This window comes from Pseudomonas sp. UFMG81, assembly GCF_015354575.1.
GTDB lineage: Bacteria > Pseudomonadota > Gammaproteobacteria > Pseudomonadales > Pseudomonadaceae > Aquipseudomonas.
In genome coordinates this window covers 57,933-82,110 of sequence record NZ_JACAFQ010000035.1, presented here as the reverse complement: position 1 = coordinate 82,110, position 24,178 = coordinate 57,933, and the positions used below count along the sequence as shown (strand labels likewise).

Genomic DNA, 24,178 nt, shown 5'->3' with positions numbered 1-24,178 from the left:
GTCATGTGGTGCGGCGGTAGCGTCCACGCNGAAACCGCGTCGTACCAACAAGGCGTACAGCCGCGGCGGCGCTGGCATAACTGGCCCGAAACAGATGTGGGAGCTGGCTTGCCAGCGATGCGCCGCGCGGGCGGCGCTCGATCTCAAGGGCGCTGAAAATCTTCAGCCAGGCACCTAGGCGCCCCGGCGCCACTCTGCTGACTCACCCCGCCAGCAAACTCCGATCAAACACAAACGCCCGCGCCTCACGCGGCGTATGCCGGTACAACTGTTGCGGCCGGCCCAACCTGGGCTGGTGCTTCTCGCCGGTATCCTCCACCCACCCCTCGCCCTTCATGCGCTCCAAACGCTTGCGCACCGAGGTGCCATTGACCGCCTGCCCCAGGCACGCCTGCATCGCCGCCAAGGCGTCGAGCACGGTGAACCGCTCCGGCACCAGGTACAGCGGCAGGTTGGTGTATACGCTCTTGGCCGCCAGGCGCTCGACAGCACGTTCAACCAGCAGCCCGTGGTCGAACGGCAGCAACACCCTGCGACTCAACAAACTGTCCAGGTCATGAAAGGCCAGGTGCTCACCCTCGACGTCGACATCGGGATCGAGCAAGGCCAGGTAATAGGTACTCAACGACCAGCCCCGCGGATCGCGGAAGGCATTGCCCTCGGTCCCCACCTGCTCCAGGTGCCGCGGCTGCACCCGGGCCTTTTCGGCCAGGGCGCGCTCGGCGGCGGCGTCGAGGCTGTTGTCCGGGGTGCGGCCATTGACGATCACACCCGGCAAGGCCCACTGGCCGGCATGGGGTTCGCGCTCGCGCTGGTGCAACAGCACCTCCAGGCGCTGGCTGTGGGGCGACAGGCGCAGGGCGACGATGTCCACGCTGGCCAAGACTTCTGCTGTGCTCACTTGCTGACTCCGTGCTCTAACCTGCGCATATTCCACCAGGGCGAATAAATCGATCAAGCGCTAAATCGAGTTTGAAAATGAACTTGACACACTTAATGCACCAGGTGAAATATATTCGTATTCCAGCCAAGGAGCCTGCCCTGATGAAAATCGCCAGTTTCGATGTCGACGCGCAAAACGGTTTCACCTGCCGCGCGCCCCAGGAGCTGCCGGTGCCGGGTGGTGAGCAGATCGTCGCCGCGCTCAACGCCATGGCCCGCCGCGCCGACCTGCGCCTGGGCAGCAAGGACGCCCACCCGGCCAACGCCGCCTGGGTGGTTGCCGAACACAGCCAGATGCTGCGACCGCTGCCGTTGGAAAACGCCGACCTGACCTGGGTCAGCCACTGCGTGCCCGGCACCCCTGGTTTCGAGCTGCTGCCCGGCCTGCCCGCCCCCATCGCCTACGACTATTTCATCTGGAAAGGCGTCGAACCCGACCTGCACCCCTACGGCGCCTGCTACCACGACCTGGCCGAACGCCGCTCCACCGGCGTCATCGAGTACCTCAAGGTGCAACAGGTGCACGCAATCATCGTCGGTGGCCTGGCCCTGGACTACTGCGTACGCACCACCGCCCTGCAACTGCGCCGCGCCGGGTTCGAGGTGCTGCTGTACCTGCCGGCCTGCCGTGCGCTGACTGGCGAAGGCGCCGATGCCGCCTGCACCGCGATGGCCGCCGCCGGCATTCAGCTGTGCCAGGACGAACAGGCGCTGGACGCCACACTCAAGGAGCTTTGCCCATGACCGACAGCGTATTCGGCCCACGGATCGTACAGAACCTGCTGGACACCGACTTCTACAAAATCACCATGATGCAGGCGGTGCTGCACAACTACCCCAACGCTGAGGTGGAGTGGGAGTTCCGCTGCCGCAACGATGAGGACCTGGCACCCTACCTGGCCGAGATTCGCTACCAGGTCGAGCAGTTGGCCGATGTGTCGGTGACCCTCGACCAGTTGGCCTACCTGGAAAAGATCCCGTTCATCAAGCCGGACTTCATCCGTTTCCTCAGCCTGTTCCGCTTCAACCTGCGCTACGTGCAGGTCGGCCTGGACGATGCCGGCCAGCTGGCGATCCGCATCCGTGGCCCCTGGCTGCATGTGATCCTGTTCGAGATCCCGCTGCTGGCGATCATCAGCGAGGTGCGCAACCGCTACCGCTATCGCGAAGTGGTGATCGAACAGGTGGGCGAACGCCTGTACCAGAAGCTCGACTGGCTCAAGGCCGAGGCCAGCGTGGACGAGCTGGCCGGCCTGCAGCTGGCTGACTTCGGCACCCGTCGACGCTTTTCATACCGGGTGCAGGAAGAGGTGGTGCATATCCTCAAGCGCGACTTCCCCGGGCGCTTCGTCGGCACCAGCAACGTGCACCTGGCCCGGGAATATGAACTCAAGCCGATCGGCACCATGGCCCACGAGTGGTTCATGGCCCACCAGCAGCTTGGCCCGCGCCTGGTCGACAGCCAGGCCGCCGCGCTGGAATGCTGGGTACGCGAGTACCGGGGGTTGCTGGGCATCGCCCTGACCGACTGCATCGGCATGGACGCCTTCACCCGCGACTTCGATCTGTACTTTGCCAAGCTGTTCGACGGTTTGCGCCACGATTCCGGGGACCCGCTGGAGTGGGCGCAAAAGGCCATCACCCACTATGAACGGCTGGGGATCGACCCGCGGGGCAAGACCTTGATTTTCTCCGACGGGCTGGATTTCCCCAAGATGCTGGAGTTGTACCGCGCCCTGCACGGGCGGATCCACGTGAGTTTCGGCATCGGCACGAACCTGACCTGCGACATCCCTGGGGTCACGCCGATGAACATGGTGATCAAGATGACCGCCTGCAACGGCGCGCCGGTGGCCAAGATCAGCGACAGCCCAGGCAAGACCCAGTGCCGGGACGAGAACTTCGTGGCGTACCTGCGGCATGTGTTCAAGGTGCAGTAACGCCGGGGCTGCTGCGCAGCCCTTTCGCCGGCAAGCCGGCTCCCACCCCGACCGCGTTGACCTCATGTCATGCTCTATCCCTGTGGGAGCTGGCTTGCCAGCGATGAGGCCAGCACAGGCAACACAAGACAGTGGTGCCTATAGGCGCTGACTTGCCAGCGCAGCAGCCCCCAAGGTTTTTCACCCGCCCCCTCGTTACCCCGCACATTTGCTTGTATGGTGTTGTCCAAGAAGGATGTTTTACCCGCACAGGAACGACTTACATGCCCCAACGCAATGTCATCAACGCCTCCGTCAGCCCCAAAGGCAGCCTGGAGACCCTGTCGCAACGTGAAGTGCAGCAACTGAGCGAAGTCGGTACCGGCAGCCTCTACACCCTGTTCCGCCAGTGCGCCCTGGCCATCCTCAACACCGGCGCCCATGTCGACAATGCCAAGACCATCCTCGAGGCCTACCGTGACTTCGAGGTGCGTATCCACCAGCAGGACCGCGGCGTGCGCCTCGAGCTGCTCAACGCCCCGGCCGATGCCTTCGTCGATGGCGAAATGATCGCCAGCACCCGGGAAATGCTGTTCAGCGCCCTGCGCGACATCGTCTACACCGAAAGCGAGCTGGCCAGCCAGCGCATCGACCTGGAAAGCTCGCAAGGCATCACCGACTACGTCTTCCACCTGCTGCGCAACGCCCGCACTCTGCGCCCAGGCGTCGAACCGAAAATGGTCGTGTGCTGGGGCGGTCACTCGATCAGCAGCGAGGAATACCAGTACACCAAGAAGGTCGGCCACGAGCTGGGCCTGCGCAAGCTGGACGTCTGCACCGGCTGCGGCCCGGGGGTGATGAAAGGCCCGATGAAGGGCGCGACCATCGCCCATGCCAAGCAGCGCATGCACGGCAGCCGCTACCTGGGCCTGACCGAGCCCGGCATCATCGCCGCCGAGGCACCCAACCCGATCGTCAACGAGCTGGTGATCCTGCCGGACATCGAGAAGCGCCTGGAAGCCTTCGTCCGCGTCGGCCACGGCATCATCATCTTCCCCGGCGGCGCCGGCACCGCCGAGGAGTTCCTCTACCTGCTCGGCATCCTCATGCACCCGGACAACCAGGACCTGCCCTTCCCGGTCATCCTCACCGGGCCGCGCAGCGCCGAGCCATTCCTGCAACAGCTGCACGCCTTCGTCGGTGCAACCCTTGGTCAGGAGGCCCAGCGCCACTACCAGATCATCATCGACGACCCGGCCGAAGTGGCCCGGCACATGGTCGAGGGGCTCAAGGCGGTCAAGCAGTTCCGCCGCGAGCGCAACGATGCGTTCCACTTCAACTGGCTGCTGAAGATCGCCGAGGGCTTCCAGCACCCGTTCGACCCGACCCACGAGAACATGGCCAACCTGGCCCTGCACCGTGACCTGCCGCCCCACGAGCTGGCCGCCAACCTGCGCCGGGCGTTCTCCGGCATCGTTGCCGGCAACGTCAAGGACAAGGGCATCCGCCTGATCGAGGAGCACGGGCCGTACCAGATCCGCGGCGATGCGGCGATCCTCGACCCGCTGGGGCGCCTGCTGCAGGCCTTCGTCGATCAGCACCGGATGAAGCTGCCGGGCGGCGCTGCCTACGTACCCTGCTACCAGGTGGTCACCTGAAACCTGCGGGGCCGTGCAAACGGCCCCACTGCTTTTCGGCCGGGTTCCCTGGCCGCAGATGAATTTTTCTTAAATCGCCGTTTGTCTATTCTTTGGCACAATCAGTTATCCCCCATTGCGCCCAGGAACCCGCATGCCACGCGTACTGACCATTGAAGACGATGCCGTCACCGGCCAGGAAATCGTCGCCGAACTCACCAGCCACGGCCTCGACGTGGACTGGGCCGACAATGGCCGCGAAGGCCTGGCCAAGGCCATCGCCGGGGGTTACGACCTGATCACCCTGGACCGCATGCTCCCGGAAGTGGATGGCCTGACCATCGTCACCACCCTGCGCAACCTGAAAATCGCCACGCCCATCCTGATGATCAGCGCCCTGTCCGACGTCGACGAACGGGTACGCGGCTTGCGCGCCGGTGGCGACGACTACCTGACCAAACCGTTCGCCTCCGACGAGATGGCCGCCCGCGTCGAAGTGCTGCTGCGCCGCAACAGCACGCCCATGACCCAGACCCGCCTGCAGGTCGCGGACCTTGAGCTGGACCTGATCAGCCACGAGGCCCGCCGGGGCGAGCAGGCGCTGAACCTGCTGCCCACCGAATACAAGCTGCTGGAATACCTGATGCGCCACTCCGGCCAGGTGATCACCCGGATGATGATCTTCGAGGAAGTCTGGGGCTATCACTTCGACCCCGGCACCAACCTGATCGACGTGCACATCGGCCGCCTGCGCAAGAAGATCGACTCGCCCGGCCAGACCCCGCTGATCCGTACCGTGCGGGGCTCCGGCTATGCCATTGCCGAACCCGTCTAAGGGCTGGAGCTCATCGACCAGTCGCCTGCTGGCGCTGTACAGCTTCCTCTTCGTGGCCTGGAGCAGCATCCTCATGGGGGTGCTGTACTTCGAGGTCTCCAGCTACCTGAACAAGCTCACCCGCCACTCGATGATGCAGCGGCAACACCTGTTCGCCCACATGAGCGGCAAACAGCTGGATGACGCGCTGATCGCCAGCCAAGCCTTCGAAGAACGCAGCTTCGACGCCTACGGCCTGTTCGACCCGCAACTCAACCCCATTGGTGGGAGCATCCGCAGCATCCCGCCGGAGCTGGGCCTGGACGGCAAGATCCATGAGCTCAAGCGCTGCCTCGACGCCGACGACCCACACCTGCCGCGCGACAGCTGCGACGCAGTGGCGATCAAGGTGCAGGATGGCCGCTGGCTGGTGCTGGTACGTGACAACGGTTCGCTGTTCGTGGTCACCCGGATCATCCTGCATGCGCTGCTGTGGGGCATCTCGCTGACCCTGATCCCTGGTTTTGCCGGCTGGTACCTGCTGCGCCGCCGCCCACTCAAGCGCATCCGTGCGATCCAGGCCCAGGCCGACCTGATCGTGGCCGGCGACCTCACCCACCGCCTGCCGCTGTCCGCCCGCCGCGACGAACTGGACATGCTCGCCGCCATCGTCAACGCCATGCTCGACCGCATCGAACGGCTGATGCATGAAGTGAAAGGCGTGTGCGACAACATCGCCCACGACCTGCGCACCCCGCTGACCCGCCTGCGCGCCCAGCTCTATCGCATCCGCCAGCAGAGCGGCGCCGGTTCGCCCGAAGGCGAGGCCCTGGACCAGGCGATTGGCGAGACCGACACCCTGATGGCGCGTTTTCGCGGGCTGCTGCGTATCAGCGAACTGGAAGACCGCCAGCGCCGTGCTGGGTTCGTGCAGCTCGACCCGCATGCGCTGTTGGTGGAGTTGCATGATTTCTACCTGCCGCTGGCCGAGGACGGTGGAATCCGTTTGAGCCTCGAGCAGCCTGCCCAACTGGCGGCACTGCATGGCGATCGGGAGCTGTTGTTCGAGGCCCTGGCCAACCTGGTGGGCAATGCCATCAAGTTCACCCCCGAGGGCGGTCAGGTGCGAATTGCCGCGAGCCAGGACGAGCGCGGCGTGCAGATTGCCGTCGAGGACAGCGGCCCGGGGATTCCCGCTGACGAGCGCGAAGCGGTGCTCAAGCGTTTCTACCGCAGCGAGGAAGGTCATCGCCATGCCGGCTTTGGTCTGGGCCTGTCGATTGTCGCGGCGATTGTCGATTTGCACGGGTTCGGCCTGCAGGTGGATGCCAGCCCGTTGGGTGGTGCCAGGCTGGTGCTACATTGCCCGCTGGCTGGGCCTTTGTAGGAGCGGCCTTGTGTCGCGAACGGGCTGCGAAGCGGCCCCGGCAATTTATGCGTCGCCGCCACATCCCAGGGGCCGCTTTGCGGCCCTTTCGCGACACAAGGCCGCTCCTACATAGACCGCGCCCCTGCCCGCACCCGGCGAAACACCTGCCCCACCAGCAACAGGTTCACCAGCGCCAGGGCAATCAGGCTATACAACACCCCATACGCCCCAAGGTGTTCAAACAGGTAGCCACCCACCAACGGCGTAAGCGCCTGCCCAATCAACGCCGGCCGCGACATGCGCCCCATCAGCAGCACGTATTGCGCGGGCGGCAACATCGCCAGCGGCAACAAGCCGCGCACGATGGCCCGCAAGCCATTGCCACAACCGAACACCAGCAGCCCGATCGCCGTCGCCGCCGTGGCGAACGTCACCAGCAGCAACCCCACCAGCACCAGGCTGGTCCAGGCCAACGCAGTCCAGACCGGATGGCGCTTGCCGACCAGGATCTGCAGCACCCGCGAGGCCACCTGGCTCGGCCCGAGCATCGCTGCCAGGCCGATGGCAGCCGCCAAGGAATGGCCCATGCCCTGCAATACCGAAACCAGCTGCACGGCAATCGCCGTCATGATGATCGCGCCGATGGCGAAGATCGTCGTCAGCAGCAGGTACAAGCGCCGATCGATGCCCTCGCCCACCTCGCCAGCCTGCGCCTTGCGCCCGGCCAGCTGGCCACCGGGCGGCAACACCTTCCAATACAGCGGCGCCACCACCAGCAACAGCACCACGGCATACAACACGCAGGCCTGGCGCCAACCCAGCTGTTCGATCAGCAGCGCCACGGTGGGCCAGGACAGCGTCGAGGCGAAGCCTGCGATCAGCGTCACCCCGGTGATTGCCCGCCCTGCGCCTTCGGCGTACAGCGCGCCGAGCGTGGCGAACAGCGCCTCGTATAACCCCATGGCCATGCCCACGCCGATGATTGCCCAAGCCAGCAGGAACAGCGCCAGGCTGTGGCTGGCGGCCATCAGCAGCAACCCAAGCGCCACTACCGCGCCACTGGCGGCTAGCTGCGGACGGCCGCCATAACGGGCGATCAGCCGGCTGGACAACGGTGCCAGCAACGCCGAAACCAGCAGGCTCAGGGACAGCGCGCCATACACCCATTGGCTGGGCCAGCCGGTATCGCGGCTGATCGGCGCGGCCATCACCGCCATCAGGAAAAACGAGCCGCCCCAGACCAGGATCTGCAACACGCCGAGCCAGACGATGGACAGGTTTGAGGGAATGCGAACAGTGGAATCCACTACAGGGCCTTGTTGAACAGGGTTGGAAGAATTCACGACGGCGTTGCCTGCATCGCCGGCATCAAGGCTTGCATTTCTCCTGTAGGAGCGGCCTTGTGTCGCGAAAGGGCCGCAGAGCGGCCCCGGCGATCTTGGGCGTACTCGAGATCCTGGGGGCGCTGCGCACCCCGTTCCGACCGGTCCGGCGCCCCGGCAAGGCCGCTCCTACAGAAAACATACCGGCGAGTGCGGTGCCAGACGGCGCCGCAAGCAATCATGCCCCATATCGATACTGACGACCGTCATATCATTGCCCGTGATAATAACCTTCGCTGCGTTCGATTCGTGCCTCTCGCGCAAGACACTCACACTCCGCCCACTACTAATATTCTGGCGGAGTACTCCATGGATCACTCATTCAAACCCTTGCGCTTCCCCCTCGCTGCCCTGGCAGTGGTGGTGCTCAGCGCTTGCGGTCGCAGCCCCGACGCCGTGCAGGCCCCCGCCGCGCCCAAGGTCAGTGTCGCCAAGGTCATCGAACAGCCAATTAACGAATGGGACGAGTTCACCGGCCGCCTGGAAGCGCCGGAAACCGTCGAGGTACGCCCACGGGTCTCTGGCCAGATCGACCTGGTGGCCTTCACCGAAGGCGCCCAGGTAAAGAAAGGCGACCTGCTGTTCCAGATCGACCCACGCCCGTTCCAGGCTGAAGTGCGCCGCCTCGAAGCCCAGGTGCAGCAGGCCAAGGCCACCGCCATCCGCAGCGCCAACGAAGCCCGCCGCGGCGAGCGCCTGCGTGACAGCAACGCGATCTCCGCCGAGCTGGCCGAGTCGCGCACCAGCGCCGCCGCCGAAGCCCGCGCCGGGGTCGACGCGATCCAGGCACAACTGGACCTCGCCCGCCTGAACCTGAGCTTCACCCGTGTCACCGCGCCCATCAGCGGCCGAGTCAGCCGCGCCCAGTTCACCGCCGGCAACATCGTCAGCGCCGACGTCACCCCGCTGACCAGCGTGGTCTCCACCGACAAGGTGTACGCCTACTTCGACGCCGACGAGCGCGTGTACCTCAAGTACACCCAGCTGGCGCGCGACGGCCAGCGCGGCCAAAGCACCCCGGTCTATCTCGGCCTGACCAACGAAACCGGCAACCCGCACCTGGGCCAGATGAACTTCGTCGACAACCAGGTCAACCCGCGCACCGGCACCATCCGTGGCCGCGCCGTGTTCGACAACCGCGACGGCCAGTTCACCCCCGGTCTGTATGCGCGCCTGAAGCTGGTCGGCAGCGCCCAGTACGACGCCGTGCTGATCAACGACGAAGCGGTGGGTACCGACCTTGGCAAGAAGTTCGTGCTGGTCATGGACAAGGACAACAAGGCCGCCTACCGCGCCGTGGAACTGGGGCCCAAGCTCGAAGGCCTGCGCATCGTGCGCAGCGGCCTGGGCAAGGACGACCGCATCGTGGTCAAGGGCCTGCAGCGTGTACGCCCTGGCTCGCCAGTAACGCCTGAAGAAACCCAGATGGCCAGCGAACAGACCCTCGCCGCCCTCGCCCAGCAGCGCCAGGCCCTCGAAGCCAGCAACCCGGCGCCGAAGGTAGCGGGTGCCAACGTCAAAGTCGCCAGCGCCCAAGCGCCACGCGGTTAAGGGACAACACCGATGAACTTCTCGAAATTCTTCATTACCCGGCCGATCTTCGCCGCGGTGCTGTCGCTGGTGCTGCTGATCGCGGGTTCGATCTCGCTGTTCCAGCTGCCGATCAGCGAATACCCCGAAGTGGTACCGCCCACCGTGGTGGTGCGCGCCAACTTCCCCGGCGCCAACCCCAAGGTGATCGGCGAAACCGTCGCTGCGCCGCTGGAGCAGGCCATCACCGGTGTCGAGAACATGCTGTACATGTCCTCGCAGTCCACCGCCGACGGCAAGCTCACCCTGACCATCACCTTCGCCCTGGGCACCGACCTGGACAACGCCCAGGTGCAGGTGCAGAACCGCGTGACCCGCACCCAGCCTAAGCTGCCGGAGGAAGTGACGCGGATCGGTATCACCGTCGACAAGGCTTCGCCCGACCTGACCATGGTCGTGCACTTGACCTCGCCGGATAACCGCTACGACATGCTCTACCTGTCCAACTACGCCATCCTCAACATCAAGGACGAGCTGGCGCGCCTCGGTGGTGTGGGTGACGTGCAGTTGTTCGGCATGGGCGACTACTCGCTGCGGGTATGGCTCGACCCGAACAAGACCGCTTCGCGCAACCTGACCGCCAGCGATGTGGTGGCGGCCATCCGCGAGCAGAACCGCCAGGTTGCCGCCGGCCAGCTGGGCGCCCCGCCCGCCCCCGGCTCCACCAGCTTCCAGCTGTCGATCAACACCCAGGGCCGCCTGGTCAACGAGGAAGAGTTCGAGAACATCATCATCCGTGCCGGTGCCAACGGCGAAATCACCCGCCTGAAAGATATCGCCCGGGTCGAGCTCGGCTCCAGCCAGTACGCCCTGCGCTCGCTGCTGAACAACCAGCCGGCGGTGGCCATCCCGATCTTCCAGCGCCCAGGCTCCAATGCCATCGAGATCTCCGACGAAGTGCGGGCGAAGATGGCCGAGCTGAAGAAAGACTTCCCCGAAGGCATGGACTACAGCATCGTCTATGACCCCACCGTGTTCGTCCGTGGCTCCATCGAAGCAGTGGTGCACACCCTGTTCGAAGCGCTGATCCTGGTGGTACTGGTCGTCATCCTGTTCCTGCAGACCTGGCGTGCCTCGATCATCCCGCTGCTGGCTGTGCCGGTGTCGCTGATCGGTACCTTCGCGGTGATGCACCTGTTCGGCTTCTCGCTCAACGCGCTATCGCTGTTCGGGCTGGTGCTGGCCATCGGTATCGTGGTGGACGACGCCATCGTGGTGGTGGAGAACGTCGAGCGGAACATCGGGCTGGGCCTCAAACCACTCGAGGCCACGCAAAAGGCCATGAGCGAAGTGACCGGGCCGATCATTGCCACGGCGCTGGTGCTGTGCGCGGTGTTCGTGCCGGCGGCGTTCATCTCGGGCCTTACTGGGCAGTTCTACAAGCAGTTCGCCCTGACCATCGCCATCTCCACCGTGATCTCGGCGTTCAACTCGCTGACCCTGTCGCCGGCCCTGGCCGCGGTGCTGCTCAAAGATCACCATGCGCCGAAAGACCGTTTCTCGCGGTTCCTGGAAAAACTGCTGGGCAGCTGGCTGTTCGCCCCGTTCAACCGCTTCTTCGACCGCGCCAGCCACGGCTACGTCGGTGGCGTGCGCCGGGTCATCCGCTCCAGCGGCATCGCCCTGTTCGTCTACGCAGGCTTGATGGGCCTGACCTACCTGGGCTTCTCGACCACCCCGACCGGTTTCGTCCCGGCCCAGGACAAGCAGTACCTGGTGGCCTTCGCCCAGTTGCCGGACGCGGCCAGCCTCGACCGCACCGAGGCGGTGATCAAGCGCATGAGCGAGATCGCCCTCAAGCAGCCAGGTGTTGCCGACTCGGTGGCCTTCCCGGGCCTGTCGATCAACGGTTTCACCAACAGCCCCAACAGCGGCATCGTGTTCACCCCGCTCAAGCCGTTTGACGAGCGCAAGGACCCGAGCCAGTCGGCGGCAGCCATCGCGGCAGCCTTGAACGCCCAGTTCGCCGATATCCAGGACGCCTACATCGCGATCTTCCCGCCACCGCCGGTACAGGGCCTTGGCACCATCGGCGGCTTCCGCCTGCAGATCGAGGACCGCGGCAACCTGGGCTATGAAGCGCTGTACAAAGAGACCCAGAACATCATCGCCAAGAGCCACAACGTGCCGGAGCTGGCGGGCCTGTTCACCAGCTACCAGGTCAACGTGCCCCAGGTCGATGCCGCCATCGACCGGGAAAAGGCCAAGACCCACGGCGTGGCGATCAACGACATCTTCGACACCCTGCAGGTGTACCTGGGCTCGCTGTACACCAACGACTTCAACCGCTTTGGCCGCACCTACCAGGTCAACGTCCAGGCCGAGCAGCAGTTCCGCCTCGACGCCGAGCAGATCGGCCAGTTGAAGGTGCGCAACAACCTGGGCGAGATGATCCCGCTGGCGACCTTCCTCAAGGTAAGCGACACCTCCGGGCCTGACCGGGTGATGCACTACAACGGTTTCATCACCGCCGAGATCAACGGTGCCGCAGCCCCTGGCTACAGCTCCGGCCAGGCCGAGGCTGCGATCGAGAAGCTGCTCAAAGAAGAGCTGCCCAACGGCATGACCTTCGAGTGGACCGACCTGACCTACCAGCAGATCCTCTCGGGCAACACCGCGCTGTTCGTGTTCCCGCTGTGCGTGCTGCTGGCGTTCCTGGTGCTCGCCGCCCAGTACGAAAGCTGGAGCCTGCCGCTGGCGGTGATCCTGATCGTACCAATGACCCTGCTGTCGGCCATCACCGGGGTGATCGTCTCCGGTGGCGACAACAACATCTTCACCCAGATCGGGTTGATCGTACTGGTGGGCCTGGCGTGCAAGAACGCGATCCTGATCGTCGAGTTCGCCAAGGATGAACAGGCCAAGGGCCTCGACCCGCTGGCCGCGGTGTTGGAAGCCTGCCGCCTGCGCCTGCGGCCGATCCTGATGACCTCGATCGCCTTCATCATGGGTGTGGTGCCGCTGGTATTCAGCTCCGGTGCCGGTTCCGAGATGCGTCACGCCATGGGTGTGGCGGTGTTCTCGGGGATGATCGGGGTGACCGTGTTCGGCCTGTTCCTGACCCCGGTGTTCTTCTTCCTGATCCGCCGCTTTGTCGAGCGCCGCCAGGCCCGCAAGGCCGAACGCGCACTGCCGCTGGAGAACCATGCATGAACCTGCTCAAACCCCTGACCCCGAGCCTGTTGGCGCTGGCCCTGGCGGCCTGCGCCGTAGGCCCGGACTACCAGGCCCCGGCAACCGAACCGGCCAAGCTCGACAGCGGCCTTGAAGCCAAGGCCTTCGACCGCAGCCGCTTCGAGAGCGTGTGGTGGAAGCAGTTCGACGACCCGGTGCTGAACCAGCTGGTGCAAGCTTCGTTGGACGGCAACCGTGACCTGCGCATCGCCTTCGCCCGGCTGAAGGCGGCGCGGGCGATCCGCGACGATGTGTCCAACGACCAACTGCCGGTGGTCACCAGCCGTGCCAGCAGCGACCTGGGCAAGGGCCAGATCCCCGGCCAGACCGAGCGCCGGGTCAACAGCGAGCGCTACGACCTGGGCCTGGACATGGCCTGGGAGCTCGACCTGTTCGGCCGCATCCAGCGCCAGATCGAGGCCAGCGATGCGCAGGCTGCAGCCGCCGAGGCCGACCTGCAACAGTTGCAGGTGAGCCTGATCGCCGAACTGGTGGACGCCTACGGGCAACTGCGCGGCGCCCAGCTGCGCGAGAAGATCGCCCTGGCCAACCTGAAGACCCAGCAGGAGTCGCGGGACATCACCGTGACCCTGCGCGACACCGGGGTCGGCAACGAGCTCGATGTGGTGCGCGCCGATGCCCGCCTGGCCGGCGTCGAGGCCACCGTGCCGCAGTTGCAGGCCGTGCAGGTGCGGGCGAAGAACCGCATCGCCACCCTGCTCGGCCAGCGGCCGGACGCGATGAGCGTGGACCTATCGCCCAAGGCCCTGCCGGCCATCGCCAAGGCCCTGCCGGTGGGCGACCCCGGCGAACTGCTGCGCCGCCGCCCGGACATCCGCAGCGCCGAACGCCAGCTGGCCGCCGCCACCGCCAATGTCGGCGTGGCCACCGCCGACCTGTTCCCACGGGTGAGCCTCAGCGGCTTCCTCGGCTTTACCGCCGCGCGCGGCTCGCAGATCGGTTCGGCAGCCTCCAACGCCTGGGCGCTGGGCCCGAGCATCACCTGGGCGGCGTTCGACCTGGGCAGCGTGCGGGCCCGCCTGCGCGGCGCCAAGGCCGATGCCGACGGCGCGCTGGCCAGCTATGAGCAGCAGGTGCTGCTGGCGCTGGAAGAATCGGCCAATGCCTTCAGCGACTACGGCAAGCGCCAGCAGCGCCTGCTGGCCTTGATGCGCCAGAGCGATGCCAGCCGCAAGGCCGCCGAATTGGCCTCGGTGCGCTATCGCGAAGGGACCGTGGATTACCTGGTGCTGCTCGATGCCGAGCGCGAGCGCTTGAGCGCCGAGGATGCCCAGGCACAGGGCGAGGTCGAGTTGTACAGCGGCATCGTGGCGATCTACAAGGCCCTGGGTGGAGGCTGGCAGCCGGAAGTGGTGGCCAGCACGCGCTGAGTGCCGTTTTGAATTGAAAGCTCCTTTGGTTGGATCCTCCCCCAACCGTTTGCCCCGATGGCCTTGGTTATCGGGGCTTTTTTGTGGGGGCTCGGATGGCCAACAGATGCCTGTCGGAAGATTGGGTGAGGGCCACCAGGTGCTTGCCGATCGATCTACAGCGCCCATGAAATCGAGCGCCGCCAGCTCCCACATCTGTTTCGGGCCAGTTATGCCAGTGGCATCTTCACTGTCCGCCTTGTGGGTACGGCGCGTTATCGAGGCGAGCATTGCCGCCGCCCCGCAGGACTTGAGGCAGGCACCAAGGCGGGCCCGGGAGATCTCTCAGACATAACTGGCCCGAAACAGATGTGGGAGCTGGCTTGCCAGCGATGCGCCGCGCGGGCGGCGCTCGATCTCAAGGACGCTGCAAAAACACCGGCTAGCACCTGGTAACCCGCATGCGCTCCCAAGACAGGCCCCAGCACCGCGCAAACAGTTGGCTACAGTACTTCATGTCTCGGCGCCCGCTCCTTCACAGGCGCTACCCACCCATGGACTGGAGAATCCACAATGCCGGCTTGCCCCATCCCCACTGACGAAGCGCTGCGCCAGCGTACCCTCGAGGACATGAACCTGCTCGATACCCCGGCCGAGCATTACCTCGATACCCTGGTGCNGCTTGCCAGCGATGCGCCGCGCGGGCGGCGCTCGATCTCAAGGACGCTGCAAAAACACCGGCTAGCACCTGGTAACCCGCATGCGCTCCCAAGACAGGCCCCAGCACCGCGCAAACAGTTGGCTACAGTACTTCATGTCTCGGCGCCCGCTCCTTCACAGGCGCTACCCACCCATGGACTGGAGAATCCACAATGCCGGCTTGCCCCATCCCCACTGACGAAGCGCTGCGCCAGCGTACCCTCGAGGACATGAACCTGCTCGATACCCCGGCCGAGCATTACCTCGATACCCTGGTGCGGCTCACCCAGGAGCTGGCGCAAGTGGACACCGTGCTGATCAGCCTGATCGACCAGGACCGCCAGTGGTTCAAGGCCAGGATCGGGCTGGACGCCAGCGAGACGCCGCGCAGCATTTCCTTCTGCGGCTACGCCATCCTCGGCGACGACACCTTTCTGGTACCGGATGCCGAGCACGATCCGCGTTTCGCCGACAATCCCCTGGTACTCGACGAGCCGCATATTCGCTTCTACGCCGGGCACCCGCTGCGCGCCGGCAATGGCAAGGCCATCGGTACGCTGTGCATGTTCGGCCCGCGCCCGCGGCTGCTGAGCCAGGCCGAACAAACCAACTTCAGGGACCTGGCCACGCTCGCGGAGGGTTATCTGCAACTGCGCAGCCTGATCACGCGTAACCGTGACCTGCGGCAGCAGATGGACCGCGAGCAGCGCAAGGCGTTGCTCGATCCCTTGACCCAGCTGTGGAACCGGGGTGCGTTGACGGCCTTCCAGGCGCATGAGCAGCGTCTGGCGATGGAGAATGGCCTGCAACTGGGGGCGCTCTTCGCCGACCTCGATCACTTCAAGGCGGTCAACGACAACCATGGCCACGCTGCCGGCGACCAGGTGCTCTGCGAGTGCGCCCGTCGCCTGCGCGCAGCGCTGCGCCCCGACGACCTGCTGGTGCGCCAGGGCGGTGAAGAGTTTGTCGCCCTGCTCCGGGTCAAGGACGACGAAGAGCTGAAGCGGATAGCGCAGCGGGTACGGCAACTGATCGCCGGCACTCCATTGCAACTGCCCAGCGGGCCGCTGGGCGTTACGCTCAGCATCGGCTGCACCCTGCTCAGCGCAGGCGAACAGATCGACGCAGCACTGGCGCGCGCTGACAGCGCGCTTTATGCCGCCAAGCAAGGTGGGCGCGACCAGGTTGTCTACGTGCCGCCGGGCTCCTGAGAGCGGCAGGCATGGCACGACAGCGACATTGGCGCACAGGCAGGTATTTCAAGCGCCTAGAATCCTGCTGTGGAGCAGGTTTATCGGGACGCCGAACCGCGGCTAAGACGGCAACGCGGTGCATGGCACCGGCTTCGCCGGTGGGGCGCGCCCATACAAGCCTGCACTGCCGGACGCTCTGTTTCTGACAGTAAATTGATGGTCGCGAGTGACCGCTATCGACCCAACCCGGACGTTCATCTGGGGCTCAGGCCAAAGGTGCACCAATCAGCAGGATTGTTGTGCCATGGGTGGCGGTAGCTGGCCAAGTACCGAACCGCAGTCTGACCTGGGAACAGATCAGACCTTCGACAAATGTGAAGAGGACTATCGGCCATCCGAAGTCGGTCAGCACGTAAGCGAGGTAGCCATGACAAGCGCAGAAGGCACAAGCGCTGCACAACGCCGCTCGTTGAGCGCTGGTGTGGCGTTCTAGCTGGCCTTGCAGCATGCCTCGAAAAAGCACCTCTTCGAGCGCATTGCCGGCGAAGGCAAAAAGGGCGAAACACAGCATCCACAGCAGGGACGCCTCTCCCACTGCCAGGTAGGATCTTATTGGCAGACCGATGAGCAGCCCTGCGGCTATGCCCATGGTAATTCCCGTCGTGCGATTACCCTTGAATCCAACCACCCGTTGCCAACACATAGGCAGAAATTGCGCGAGCATGGCAATCATTGCTGCTGAGCCTATTCCAAGGAACGCCAATACCCAGGGATTCGCGTGAAAGCGCAGGGGCGGCTCCCCGCCAACGACCCACAATTGGCAAGGGGTCATCATGTCCCGCATGCAAACGAAGGCGAAGATCAGGATGAGTATGCGCACAGTGATTTGGGTGCGAGGAGTACTGCAAAGCCAGACGCCAAACAGTCCTATTATCGGAGTGATACGCCACAGATAGCCCAGTAGTACGGGCAGCGCTTCGAATGCCATATCATCGTCCATGAGGTTGAGGCGGCGGCTAGTCTAGGCTCTGTCTGAAATCAAAAAGGTTGACAGAGACTTTTCTATAACCCGTTTCAGAGCTCGCAGTACACAAGGCATTAGCTCCGAAACGGGTGTGATGAGGTTACTTAGGGTCTATGCGATAGACGCTCAGTGGTCGCTCGACCTTTGGTGCGCCATTGTTGAACAAGCCTACTCGATCAACTTGTGCTGCCGGCAAGTACAATCTGCCCTGGTTGTCGAACGCGGGTGCATCTACCCAGTGCAGGCGAGAGTCCTTGGCAATGGTCTGAATGGTGCCGTCAGTGGCGATTCGCTTGACGCTATCTTCAGCTAGGTCGCTGAAGTAGAAATTGCCCTTGCTGTCCATGACAGTTCCACCGACCGGCGGCAGATCTCGCCAAAACTCGACATGCTTGATGAGCTCAACTTCAGGCAGGTTGGCATCATCCAGCCAGCGCGTTTCAATCTTGTGCCAAGGGCCTTCCAACGGTGCGAAGTAGAGCCATTTCCCGTCTGGGGATACCTCCAGGGGATCGGAATGCACTCTCAATGCTGCCCCATCTGGCGCTCTGACTACCTTGCCGCTCAGGATAATGTCGCGGTTCTTGGGCGCGCGTACCGCAGGACTGGTCGTTAAAACGCGCCGGGCTGTGTTGGTTTCGAAGTCCAAGACAACGATGCCAGGAACGCCAGCGTCTGTCAGGTAGGCATGCTTGCCATTGAGACGGATATCGTCAATGTAGCTATGTTCTTGAGCGATGGTGCTGTCGAATGGGATGACCTTGATCACTTCGCCGCTTTTTAGGTCAACGACCACGACCTTTGCACCACCTGGAATGACCTTACCGCCGAAGTCGGTTACGCCTGCATCGACAATCCACAGCCGGCTGTTGTCATCGACCCGCATAGCATTGACATTGACGAAGCGCTGTTCGGCTGGAATGGTCTCGTCATTGCTATTCCATCGCTCATTTGGAAAGGGATGGGGCTGGCCAGCTTGGTCTAGCTTGGATACCGATGGCCCCGCCGAGCCAGTCCATTTCGGGCCCGATACGTACAGGCTTCCGGTGCTGTCCACGGCCACCGCATTCCATACAGCATTTGCCGATTGGGCTACCACGTGAAGGGTTGGCGGCACCTGGGCGTGAGCCACACCGATAAAGCCTGCCATCAGAGCTGTTAGTACAAATCGTTTAGGGAAGGTCATTACAAGTTCCTGTATGAAGGGCTGGGCAATGATCATTTTTCCCATTACGCTGAAAAACCTCGCCATCACGTAAAGACTTTCGTCAAAGTGAAGAAAATCATACGAATCGATGACCTGCAGGTCTTCGTATCGACGGCTGCTGCGGGTAGTTTCTCCGCCGCGGCGCGCTTGCTCGACATCTCGCCCGCCTTGGCGAGCGGTGCCATTCAGCGGCTGGAAAGCAACTTGGGCGCGAGATTGTTTGTTCGCTCAACGCGTCGGTTGAGATTATCCGATGATGGCGAGCGCTATTTGCCGCACGCGCGGCAAGCCTTGGAAGCACTTGATAATGGCGAGGTTGCGCTAACCCAGGGCCGTGACGAGATCGCTGGCACTATTCGCTTATCGATGCCATCTGATATCGGCAGGAATGTGTTGCTCCCATGGCTTGATGAGTTTCAGCAAACGCATCCTTTGGTACGCCTGCAATTGCGGGTTAGTGATCAGGTGGCCGATTTGGTGGGGGAACATCTGGACGCTAGTATCAGGTATGGACAGTTGAGTGACTCGGGCCTGGTGTCCTTGGCACTCGCACCGATGAACCGCAGAACAGTCTGCGCCTCGCCGGCGTATCTAGCACGTCATGGCATGCCGGAATCTCCTGAGGCGTTGAGCGGGCATAACTGCCTGAGATATGTGATGGGCGAGCAAACTTACGAGCGTTGGAGCTTCAATTTCCCACAGGGAGTGCGGACGGTTCAGGTGACAGGTGATCGAATCAGCGATGATGCCGATATTGTTCGACGTTGGGCTGTTGCCGGATTGGGGATCGTTTACAAGTCCAAGCTCGATGTAGCTGAGGACCTTCGCAGCGGCCGCCTGGTAGAGTTATTCCCGGAAAGCTATGGGCAGCCGGCACCGCTTCAGCTGGTGTGCGCCCATCGCACATCGCTCACGCCGGCCATCCAATCGCTTAGAGCCTTTCTAGCAAAGCGTTTCGAAAGCTAGTCGGGGCTCAGTGGCGGGGCACGGCGCCCCGCTAATGCGTCACGCTTGCGCCGGTGCCCGTCTGGGCCGATCGACAAGATATCCGGGCAAAGGACTCGCGAATCCTCAATCACGGTATGCAAAGTGCCATCGGCAATCCGTTTGTACCTGAGCCCGTGGCGGTATCGGCCATGGCCAGTGCACTGAGCGAGACCGCGACAGCCAGGCCAGTGGTTTGGAAGAAAACTTTCATCTCCTTGCCCTTGAGCGTATCAGCGGGTTAGAAGCCTTCGAGAACGATCTTGCCTTTGGCTTTACCGCTCTCGATCAGAGCGTGGGCGCGCTTAAGGTTATCTGAGCCGATTTTGCCGAAGTGTTTCCCAACGGTGGTCTGGATGACGCCGTTATCGACCAGTTCGGAAATTCTGTTCAGCAACTCGTGCTGTTTTATCATGTCTGCGGTTTGATACAGAGAACGCGTAAACATCAGTTCCCAATGCAGCGAAAGCGATTTGCGCTTGAGTGGCATGATGTCCAGTTGTACAGGGTCATCAATCAGCGCCAATTTGCCTTGTGGGCGAAGCACTTCTACGATCTGGGGCAAGTAGATTTCTGTATGGGTCAGGCTGATAACATAGTCGACCGGGTCAAGTTTCAGGTTTTCGAGCTGCAGCGGGATCGAGGCGGAGTGATCAATCACATGGTGGGCGCCCAACTCTTGTACCCAAGACTGAGTCTCTGGCCGCGACGCTGTACCGATGACGGTGAGTTGGGTTAGTTTGCGGGCCAGCTGGACCAGGATCGAGCCAACCCCACCACCGGCGCCGATGACTAGCAGGTTTTGTCCTTTACCACCGTTTTCCTGAACGCCCAGTCGATCAAACAACAGCTCCCAGGCAGTAATGGAGGTCAGCGGCAAGGCTGCGGCACTGGCATTGTCCAGGCTACGTGGCTTATGGCCGACGATGCGCTCATCCACCAAGTGAAATTCGCTGTAGCTACCAGGGCGATCGATCGCGCCGGCGTAAAATACTTCTTCGCCAACTTTGAACAATGAAACGTCGCTGCCCACTTCACGGACGATACCCACGGTATCCCAACCCAGCACTTGGATCTCTTGGCTAGTACTGCGGGCTCGCACCTTCGTATCTACCGGGTTCACCGCAATCGCCTTCACTTCGACAAGCAGATCTCGAGCGCCTGGCGTGGGCTTGGGCAGGTCCATTTCGAACAGGGAACGAGCGTTTTGGATTGGCAAACCAGCTTCTTGGAAAACTACGGCTTTCATGTGAGGTTGTCCTTTACAGGTCAGAGAGTGATGTCAGGCTAACTCCCTTCGTGAGCCTCAAAAACTAGCTAACCCGAGGAAGACTTTCGCCGTTTCGCTGAAGGTTGAGGTGCAATCGTCTGAGCATCTGATCGAATGTTCCGCGGTTTCGCCAGACTCGGAAGCGGTGATAGACCGTCGCCCAAGACCCGAAACGCTCGGGCATATCTCGCCAGGCTGCTCCTGAGCAAAGTACCCAGAGCACACCATCGAGCATCAAGCGATCACTGCTGCGGGGCCTGCCCCTGACGTGGGCTGCCGTAAAGAGATCGGCGACCACTGCCCACGCTTTATCCGAGAGTTCATAACGCTTTGCCATCACAGAATTCCTTTCCGTAGATGATCGGCGACTGTACAAAACTCAGGCCGCTCCAGGACTACATTTCAGTTTCTTGGGATTTCAGACAGAGCCTAGTCACTGACGAAGACTTGCGGCACACCGTGAAGATCCGGGCTGTTATCAACGAGATTGTCGAGGCGTTTGCCAGCGCCGCAGAATGACGGGTTTGAGATGAGGAGATGATTTGCTGACCACATTCCAATGTCCGCAATGGGTCGAAAGCGGTCAATCTCGAGTGGGCCCTATCGACCTATAGCAAATCGCCGTGGCTGGTTAACAAAAGCAGCCAAGGTTGGCTTGGGCTTTGCCTGTACTCGCCCAGGCCTATAAGCTGCAACCTTTAGTCCCGATTACCCATCGCAAGAGGCAAACCTTTGTCTACAGATCCACTATGTCTTGTTTTTGTACCGGCGCTTGTATCCCTGCTCAAGGCGGCGGAGGATCGCAAAGGCTCACCGCTCAGCGAAGATGAGGTGCTCGAGATTCGAGATAATGCAACCGCGATAGCAGTGCCCTTCAGCGCTGGCCTGGCGTTGGAAAAAGAGCGGGGTTGTCAAGACATCGCCCCAGAAGAGTGCTGGGAGCAATGGCAGCAAGTACGCTCATCCCTCTGAGCAACCATTGCTCAGGCAACCGTTCGGTTCCGGAGAATGGCTTGGCCTTGCTTGCGCACCGTCTGCAATCGGTCGAAAGCCACCGACCTACGCTGCCAAGCCTCGCAACATCCTTAAATCCCCTTTATCCTGTGCCCGACTCGTATTACCGCGGCTGCTGAACCCGGTACTCACGAGGAAACCCACATGCAAAGAACCCGAGCCTGGAGACGCCAGCAGGCCCGTAACCACGGCAAGACTAAGGCCACACAACCCGTTGTGTTCAAGCCGGAAAAGAACTGGAAGTTGCTGTACAGGCGTGCCGACAAGCTGAAGCGGGCACGCCAGCTCGGCATGAGCTACCCCGTTCGCTCCACCCGCCAATGGCTGGATCAAGGATGACCAACCTTCTGTTCATTTGCAGCCGCAACCAATGGCGCAGCCCCACTGCGGAAAACCTGTGGCGACGCCGCGCAGGCTTTGAAGCCCGCTCGGCAGGCACCAGCCCGAATGCACGCAGGCCCGTCGGCCCGGCGGATATCCGCTGGGCCGATGTCATATTCGTCATGGAGCGCAAGCACTGGCAGCGGCTTCAGGCGGAGTATTCACGCCTGCTTGAACACAAGCGGATGCACGTCCTGGATATTCCAGACAACTACCGCTACATGGACCCCGAATTGATCGCCATCCTGGAAGACACCGTGACGGCCTGCCTCGAGGGCTAGCGACGCGGTGGATGGCACGGGCTACGCCCGTGTTCGCGGGCAAGTCGCAGCGGCGAACCGCCGCTCCCACAGAGCGCGCGGCGCGCTCGTGAAACCCGTTATCTTTCGTCTACTCGGGGTCGGAAGCCGTCAGCCGCAACCACCTGTTTGCGGCCCATTGCTGCCGTTCACGAGAACCACGAAAATCTGCCTTCGCTTGATGAGGTGAAGCATGGCGACCATAGCAATATCAGAGCACGCCGACTGGAAACTTTTCGAGAGCGTGGCGCAGAAGCTTGAGCGTGGGCTGGGCGGTTATTGGAAGGAAAAATTAGACGGACTGGATCAGCGCTACTGGGACCTGATGGTGGGTGAGCAGACGCTCACCCTGCACCTTGAGCACTATCTGGGCATTTCCGTATGTGTGCCTGATAACGCCGATGAGATGGCTCAACGAGTACGTGCGTTGGTTGAATAGCGTGACGCTTCACTTTTCAAGCCCCTTGCTCCCGAAGTGGCCGCCATTGGCAGCAGTTGATTTGTGCGAGCGGGTTTGCCCGCGAAGCAAGCGACGCGGTGGATGGCACGGGCTGCGCCCGTGTTCGCGGGCAAGCCCGCTCCTACAGGGATCGCCATGCACCCTCCTGTGGGAGCAATTGTCTTGCACAGGTTTCTGTAGGAGCGGCCTTGTGTCGCGAAAGGGGTGCGCAGCGCCCCCTGGTTCTCGAGTGCGCCCAAGATCGCAGGGGCCGCTGCGCGGCCCATTCGCGACACAAGGCCGCTCCTACAGGGGGACGTGCTTGCCGGCATCACCCGCTCACAGCGCCTTCATTTCCGCAATATCACGCATCACCTGATCGGCTGAATGATCGAACATCGCCTGCTCCTGGGCATCCAGCGGCAGCTCGATCACCCGCTCGATCCCTCCCCCAGCCAGCACGCAGGGCACCCCCATGGCGATATCCTTGCGGCCATACTCTCCATCGAGAATCGCCACCGTCGGCAAGATACGGTTTCGCCCATTGGCGATGGCATCGACCATCTGGGCGATGGCCACGCCAGGTGCATCGCAGGCGCTGCCCAGCTTCTTCAAGCCCAGGATTTCGCCACCGCCCTGGCGGGTGCGCTGCACGATCCGCTCGATCTGCTCGGTGGACAGGAAGTGGGCCAAGGGCACCGAGCCGACCGCACAGTAGCGCATCAGCGGCACCATGCTGTCGCCATGGCCGCCCAGCACCAGCGCCGTGATATCGCGCGCGGAAAACCCGGTCTGCTCGGCGATGAAACACTTCATGCGCGCGGTATCCAGCACCCCGGCCTGCCCGAACACCTTGTCGCGCCCCAGGCCGCTGACCGACCAGGCCCGATAGGTCAGCACATCCACCGGGTTCGACACCACCAACAGCGTCGCTGTCGGGGCATGGCGACGGATATCCGCGAGGATGCTGTCGAGAATGGGCAGGTTGATGCTCAATACATCCTGCCGGGACTGGCCCGGCTTGCGTGGCACGCCTGCGGTGATCACCACCAGCTCCGAGCCTTGCAGCATCTGCGCATCGGACCCGCCAATGACCCGGGTATCGGACCCCGACTCGACGGCGGCCTGCCACACATCCAGCGCCTTGCCCTGGGCCAGCTCGCCCTGCACATCGATCAGCATCAGCTCGCGGCACAACTCTTCGCGGGCGATGACCTGGGCCGCCGCCTCGCCCACCATGCCCGCACCTACAATCGAAAGCTTGTTCATCGACACCTCCCGGGGCGTGCGTAACCCGCAACACGCCCGCCTGTAGAGAGCAGTATCAACCCCTGACGCCAAAAGGCCATTGGCAGGTGCGCGCAAGCGGTGCCGTTCGTCGATGGGGTCGAGGCCCCCTGGTTTGCTGGCGCCCCTTCGGTCAGACAGTCATGGCAGATCGCCTTGTGGGGGCTATCGTTGCTTGGCTGGG

The 24,178-nt window shown here is 62.9% G+C and carries 20 protein-coding genes and 2 pseudogenes; 15 read left to right on the top strand and 7 right to left on the bottom strand.

What is annotated here, in order from left to right; genetic code table 11:
* Positions 1–202 precede the first annotated feature (202 nt).
* The gene (locus IX761_RS21860) at positions 203–901 is read right to left on the bottom strand and encodes an NUDIX hydrolase (protein ID WP_194791588.1); all 699 of its coding nucleotides are present in this window, start codon (positions 899–901) and stop codon (positions 203–205) included.
* 143 nt (positions 902–1,044) lie between these two features.
* On the opposite strand from IX761_RS21860, the gene IX761_RS21855 reads away from it, so the two are divergent.
* The 5 genes from IX761_RS21855 to IX761_RS21835 all read left to right on the top strand — a co-directional run bounded on the left by IX761_RS21855 (position 1,045) and on the right by IX761_RS21835 (position 6,699).
* A complete protein-coding gene (locus tag IX761_RS21855; protein ID WP_194791587.1) occupies positions 1,045–1,686 on the top strand; it encodes a nicotinamidase in 642 nt (213 codons plus the stop codon).
* Positions 1,683–2,882: a nicotinate phosphoribosyltransferase gene (gene pncB / locus IX761_RS21850; RefSeq protein WP_194791586.1), complete on the top strand. Its 1,200-nt coding sequence runs from the start codon at positions 1,683–1,685 to the stop codon at positions 2,880–2,882. Before IX761_RS21855 ends, pncB begins: the two co-directional genes overlap by 4 nt.
* A gap of 263 nt (positions 2,883–3,145) precedes the next feature.
* Complete coding sequence (gene ppnN / locus IX761_RS21845) at positions 3,146–4,519, top strand: nucleotide 5'-monophosphate nucleosidase PpnN (protein ID WP_194791585.1); 1,374 nt, start codon at positions 3,146–3,148, stop codon at positions 4,517–4,519.
* 133 nt (positions 4,520–4,652) lie between these two features.
* Positions 4,653–5,333, top strand: coding sequence for a response regulator transcription factor (locus tag IX761_RS21840; protein ID WP_194791584.1), 681 nt, complete (start codon positions 4,653–4,655; stop codon positions 5,331–5,333).
* Positions 5,311–6,699: a sensor histidine kinase gene (locus IX761_RS21835; RefSeq protein WP_194791583.1), complete on the top strand. Its 1,389-nt coding sequence runs from the start codon at positions 5,311–5,313 to the stop codon at positions 6,697–6,699. The genes IX761_RS21840 and IX761_RS21835 overlap by 23 nt, the downstream gene beginning before the upstream one ends.
* 107 nt (positions 6,700–6,806) lie before the next feature.
* Here the strand turns inward: IX761_RS21835 and IX761_RS21830 are convergent, their stop codons facing one another.
* The gene (locus IX761_RS21830) at positions 6,807–7,937 is read right to left on the bottom strand and encodes an MFS transporter (protein WP_194791612.1); all 1,131 of its coding nucleotides are present in this window, start codon (positions 7,935–7,937) and stop codon (positions 6,807–6,809) included.
* A 435-nt stretch (positions 7,938–8,372) separates the two neighbouring features.
* Here IX761_RS21830 and mexE point away from each other — a divergent pair, with 435 nt between their 5' ends.
* The 5 genes and pseudogenes from mexE (at position 8,373) to IX761_RS21810 (ending at position 16,107) form a co-directional block, all read left to right on the top strand.
* On the top strand, positions 8,373–9,614 hold the full coding sequence (gene mexE / locus IX761_RS21825; RefSeq protein WP_194791582.1) for a multidrug efflux RND transporter periplasmic adaptor subunit MexE: 1,242 nt from the start codon (positions 8,373–8,375) through the stop codon (positions 9,612–9,614).
* 12 nt (positions 9,615–9,626) lie between these two features.
* Positions 9,627–12,806 carry an efflux RND transporter permease subunit gene (locus IX761_RS21820; RefSeq protein ID WP_194791581.1) on the top strand — a complete coding sequence of 1,060 codons (3,180 nt, stop codon included), beginning with the start codon at positions 9,627–9,629 and terminating at the stop codon, positions 12,804–12,806.
* On the top strand, positions 12,803–14,218 hold the full coding sequence (locus IX761_RS21815) for an efflux transporter outer membrane subunit (RefSeq protein WP_194791580.1): 1,416 nt from the start codon (positions 12,803–12,805) through the stop codon (positions 14,216–14,218). Before IX761_RS21820 ends, IX761_RS21815 begins: the two co-directional genes overlap by 4 nt.
* A gap of 552 nt (positions 14,219–14,770) precedes the next feature.
* Positions 14,771–14,890 (top strand): annotated as a pseudogene (locus IX761_RS27220) (GGDEF domain-containing protein); the annotation flags it as partial.
* 179 nt (positions 14,891–15,069) lie between these two features.
* Positions 15,070–16,107, top strand: coding sequence for a sensor domain-containing diguanylate cyclase (locus tag IX761_RS21810; RefSeq protein WP_194791579.1), 1,038 nt, complete (start codon positions 15,070–15,072; stop codon positions 16,105–16,107).
* 247 nt (positions 16,108–16,354) lie between these two features.
* Here the strand turns inward: IX761_RS21810 and IX761_RS21805 are convergent, their stop codons facing one another.
* Positions 16,355–17,077: a CPBP family intramembrane glutamic endopeptidase gene (locus IX761_RS21805; protein ID WP_194791578.1), complete on the bottom strand. Its 723-nt coding sequence runs from the start codon at positions 17,075–17,077 to the stop codon at positions 16,355–16,357.
* Positions 17,078–17,213: 136 nt separating this feature from the next.
* Positions 17,214–18,299: an L-dopachrome tautomerase-related protein gene (locus IX761_RS21800; protein ID WP_194791577.1), complete on the bottom strand. Its 1,086-nt coding sequence runs from the start codon at positions 18,297–18,299 to the stop codon at positions 17,214–17,216.
* Between the two features lie 96 nt (positions 18,300–18,395).
* Here IX761_RS21800 and IX761_RS21795 point away from each other — a divergent pair, with 96 nt between their 5' ends.
* Positions 18,396–19,286, top strand: a complete 891-nt coding sequence (locus tag IX761_RS21795) for a LysR family transcriptional regulator (protein WP_194791611.1) — start codon at positions 18,396–18,398, stop codon at positions 19,284–19,286.
* Positions 19,287–19,545: 259 nt separating this feature from the next.
* Here the strand turns inward: IX761_RS21795 and IX761_RS21790 are convergent, their stop codons facing one another.
* Together IX761_RS21790 and IX761_RS21785 are read right to left on the bottom strand one after the other, a co-directional pair.
* Entirely contained in the window at positions 19,546–20,553 is a 1,008-nt protein-coding gene (locus IX761_RS21790; RefSeq protein ID WP_194791576.1) for a zinc-binding alcohol dehydrogenase family protein, read from the bottom strand.
* Positions 20,554–20,641: 88 nt separating this feature from the next.
* Positions 20,642–20,911: pseudogene (locus tag IX761_RS21785) on the bottom strand (transposase); the annotation flags it as partial.
* Positions 20,912–21,306: 395 nt separating this feature from the next.
* Here IX761_RS21785 and IX761_RS27215 point away from each other — a divergent pair.
* From IX761_RS27215 to IX761_RS21770, 4 genes are all read left to right on the top strand, one after another.
* Complete coding sequence (locus tag IX761_RS27215) at positions 21,307–21,546, top strand: hypothetical protein (protein WP_228533834.1); 240 nt, start codon at positions 21,307–21,309, stop codon at positions 21,544–21,546.
* Positions 21,547–21,732: 186 nt separating this feature from the next.
* Positions 21,733–21,927 (top strand): hypothetical protein, encoded by a 195-nt coding sequence (locus tag IX761_RS21780; protein WP_194791575.1) that lies wholly within the window; start codon positions 21,733–21,735, stop codon positions 21,925–21,927.
* Positions 21,924–22,250 (top strand): low molecular weight protein tyrosine phosphatase family protein, encoded by a 327-nt coding sequence (locus IX761_RS21775; RefSeq protein ID WP_194791574.1) that lies wholly within the window; start codon positions 21,924–21,926, stop codon positions 22,248–22,250. The genes IX761_RS21780 and IX761_RS21775 overlap by 4 nt, the downstream gene beginning before the upstream one ends.
* A gap of 211 nt (positions 22,251–22,461) precedes the next feature.
* Positions 22,462–22,707, top strand: a complete 246-nt coding sequence (locus IX761_RS21770) for a DUF3630 family protein (RefSeq protein ID WP_194791573.1) — start codon at positions 22,462–22,464, stop codon at positions 22,705–22,707.
* Between the two features lie 339 nt (positions 22,708–23,046).
* On the opposite strand, the gene IX761_RS21765 is transcribed toward IX761_RS21770, so the two are convergent.
* Entirely contained in the window at positions 23,047–23,976 is a 930-nt protein-coding gene (locus IX761_RS21765) for a malate dehydrogenase (RefSeq protein WP_194791572.1), read from the bottom strand.
* Between the last annotated feature and the right edge of the window lie 202 nt (positions 23,977–24,178).

Bases quoted from the DNA above. Each gene is read 5' to 3' on its own strand.
- IX761_RS21775 (WP_194791574.1), top strand. From the start codon at position 21,924: ATGACCAACCTTCTGTTCATTTGCAGCCGCAACCAATGGCGCAGCCCC.
- IX761_RS21820 (WP_194791581.1), top strand. From the start codon at position 9,627: ATGAACTTCTCGAAATTCTTCATTACCCGGCCGATCTTCGCCGCGGTG.
- ppnN (WP_194791585.1), top strand. From the start codon at position 3,146: ATGCCCCAACGCAATGTCATCAACGCCTCCGTCAGCCCCAAAGGCAGC.
- IX761_RS21790 (WP_194791576.1), bottom strand. From the start codon at position 20,553: ATGAAAGCCGTAGTTTTCCAAGAAGCTGGTTTGCCAATCCAAAACGCT.
- IX761_RS21815 (WP_194791580.1), top strand. From the start codon at position 12,803: ATGAACCTGCTCAAACCCCTGACCCCGAGCCTGTTGGCGCTGGCCCTG.
- IX761_RS21805 (WP_194791578.1), bottom strand. From the start codon at position 17,077: ATGGCATTCGAAGCGCTGCCCGTACTACTGGGCTATCTGTGGCGTATC.
- mexE (WP_194791582.1), top strand. From the start codon at position 8,373: ATGGATCACTCATTCAAACCCTTGCGCTTCCCCCTCGCTGCCCTGGCA.
- IX761_RS21770 (WP_194791573.1), top strand. From the start codon at position 22,462: ATGGCGACCATAGCAATATCAGAGCACGCCGACTGGAAACTTTTCGAG.
- IX761_RS21855 (WP_194791587.1), top strand. From the start codon at position 1,045: ATGAAAATCGCCAGTTTCGATGTCGACGCGCAAAACGGTTTCACCTGC.
- IX761_RS21765 (WP_194791572.1), bottom strand. From the start codon at position 23,976: ATGAACAAGCTTTCGATTGTAGGTGCGGGCATGGTGGGCGAGGCGGCG.
- IX761_RS21840 (WP_194791584.1), top strand. From the start codon at position 4,653: ATGCCACGCGTACTGACCATTGAAGACGATGCCGTCACCGGCCAGGAA.
- pncB (WP_194791586.1), top strand. From the start codon at position 1,683: ATGACCGACAGCGTATTCGGCCCACGGATCGTACAGAACCTGCTGGAC.
- IX761_RS21800 (WP_194791577.1), bottom strand. From the start codon at position 18,299: ATGACCTTCCCTAAACGATTTGTACTAACAGCTCTGATGGCAGGCTTT.
- IX761_RS21835 (WP_194791583.1), top strand. From the start codon at position 5,311: ATGCCATTGCCGAACCCGTCTAAGGGCTGGAGCTCATCGACCAGTCGC.
- IX761_RS21810 (WP_194791579.1), top strand. From the start codon at position 15,070: ATGCCGGCTTGCCCCATCCCCACTGACGAAGCGCTGCGCCAGCGTACC.
- IX761_RS21780 (WP_194791575.1), top strand. From the start codon at position 21,733: ATGCAAAGAACCCGAGCCTGGAGACGCCAGCAGGCCCGTAACCACGGC.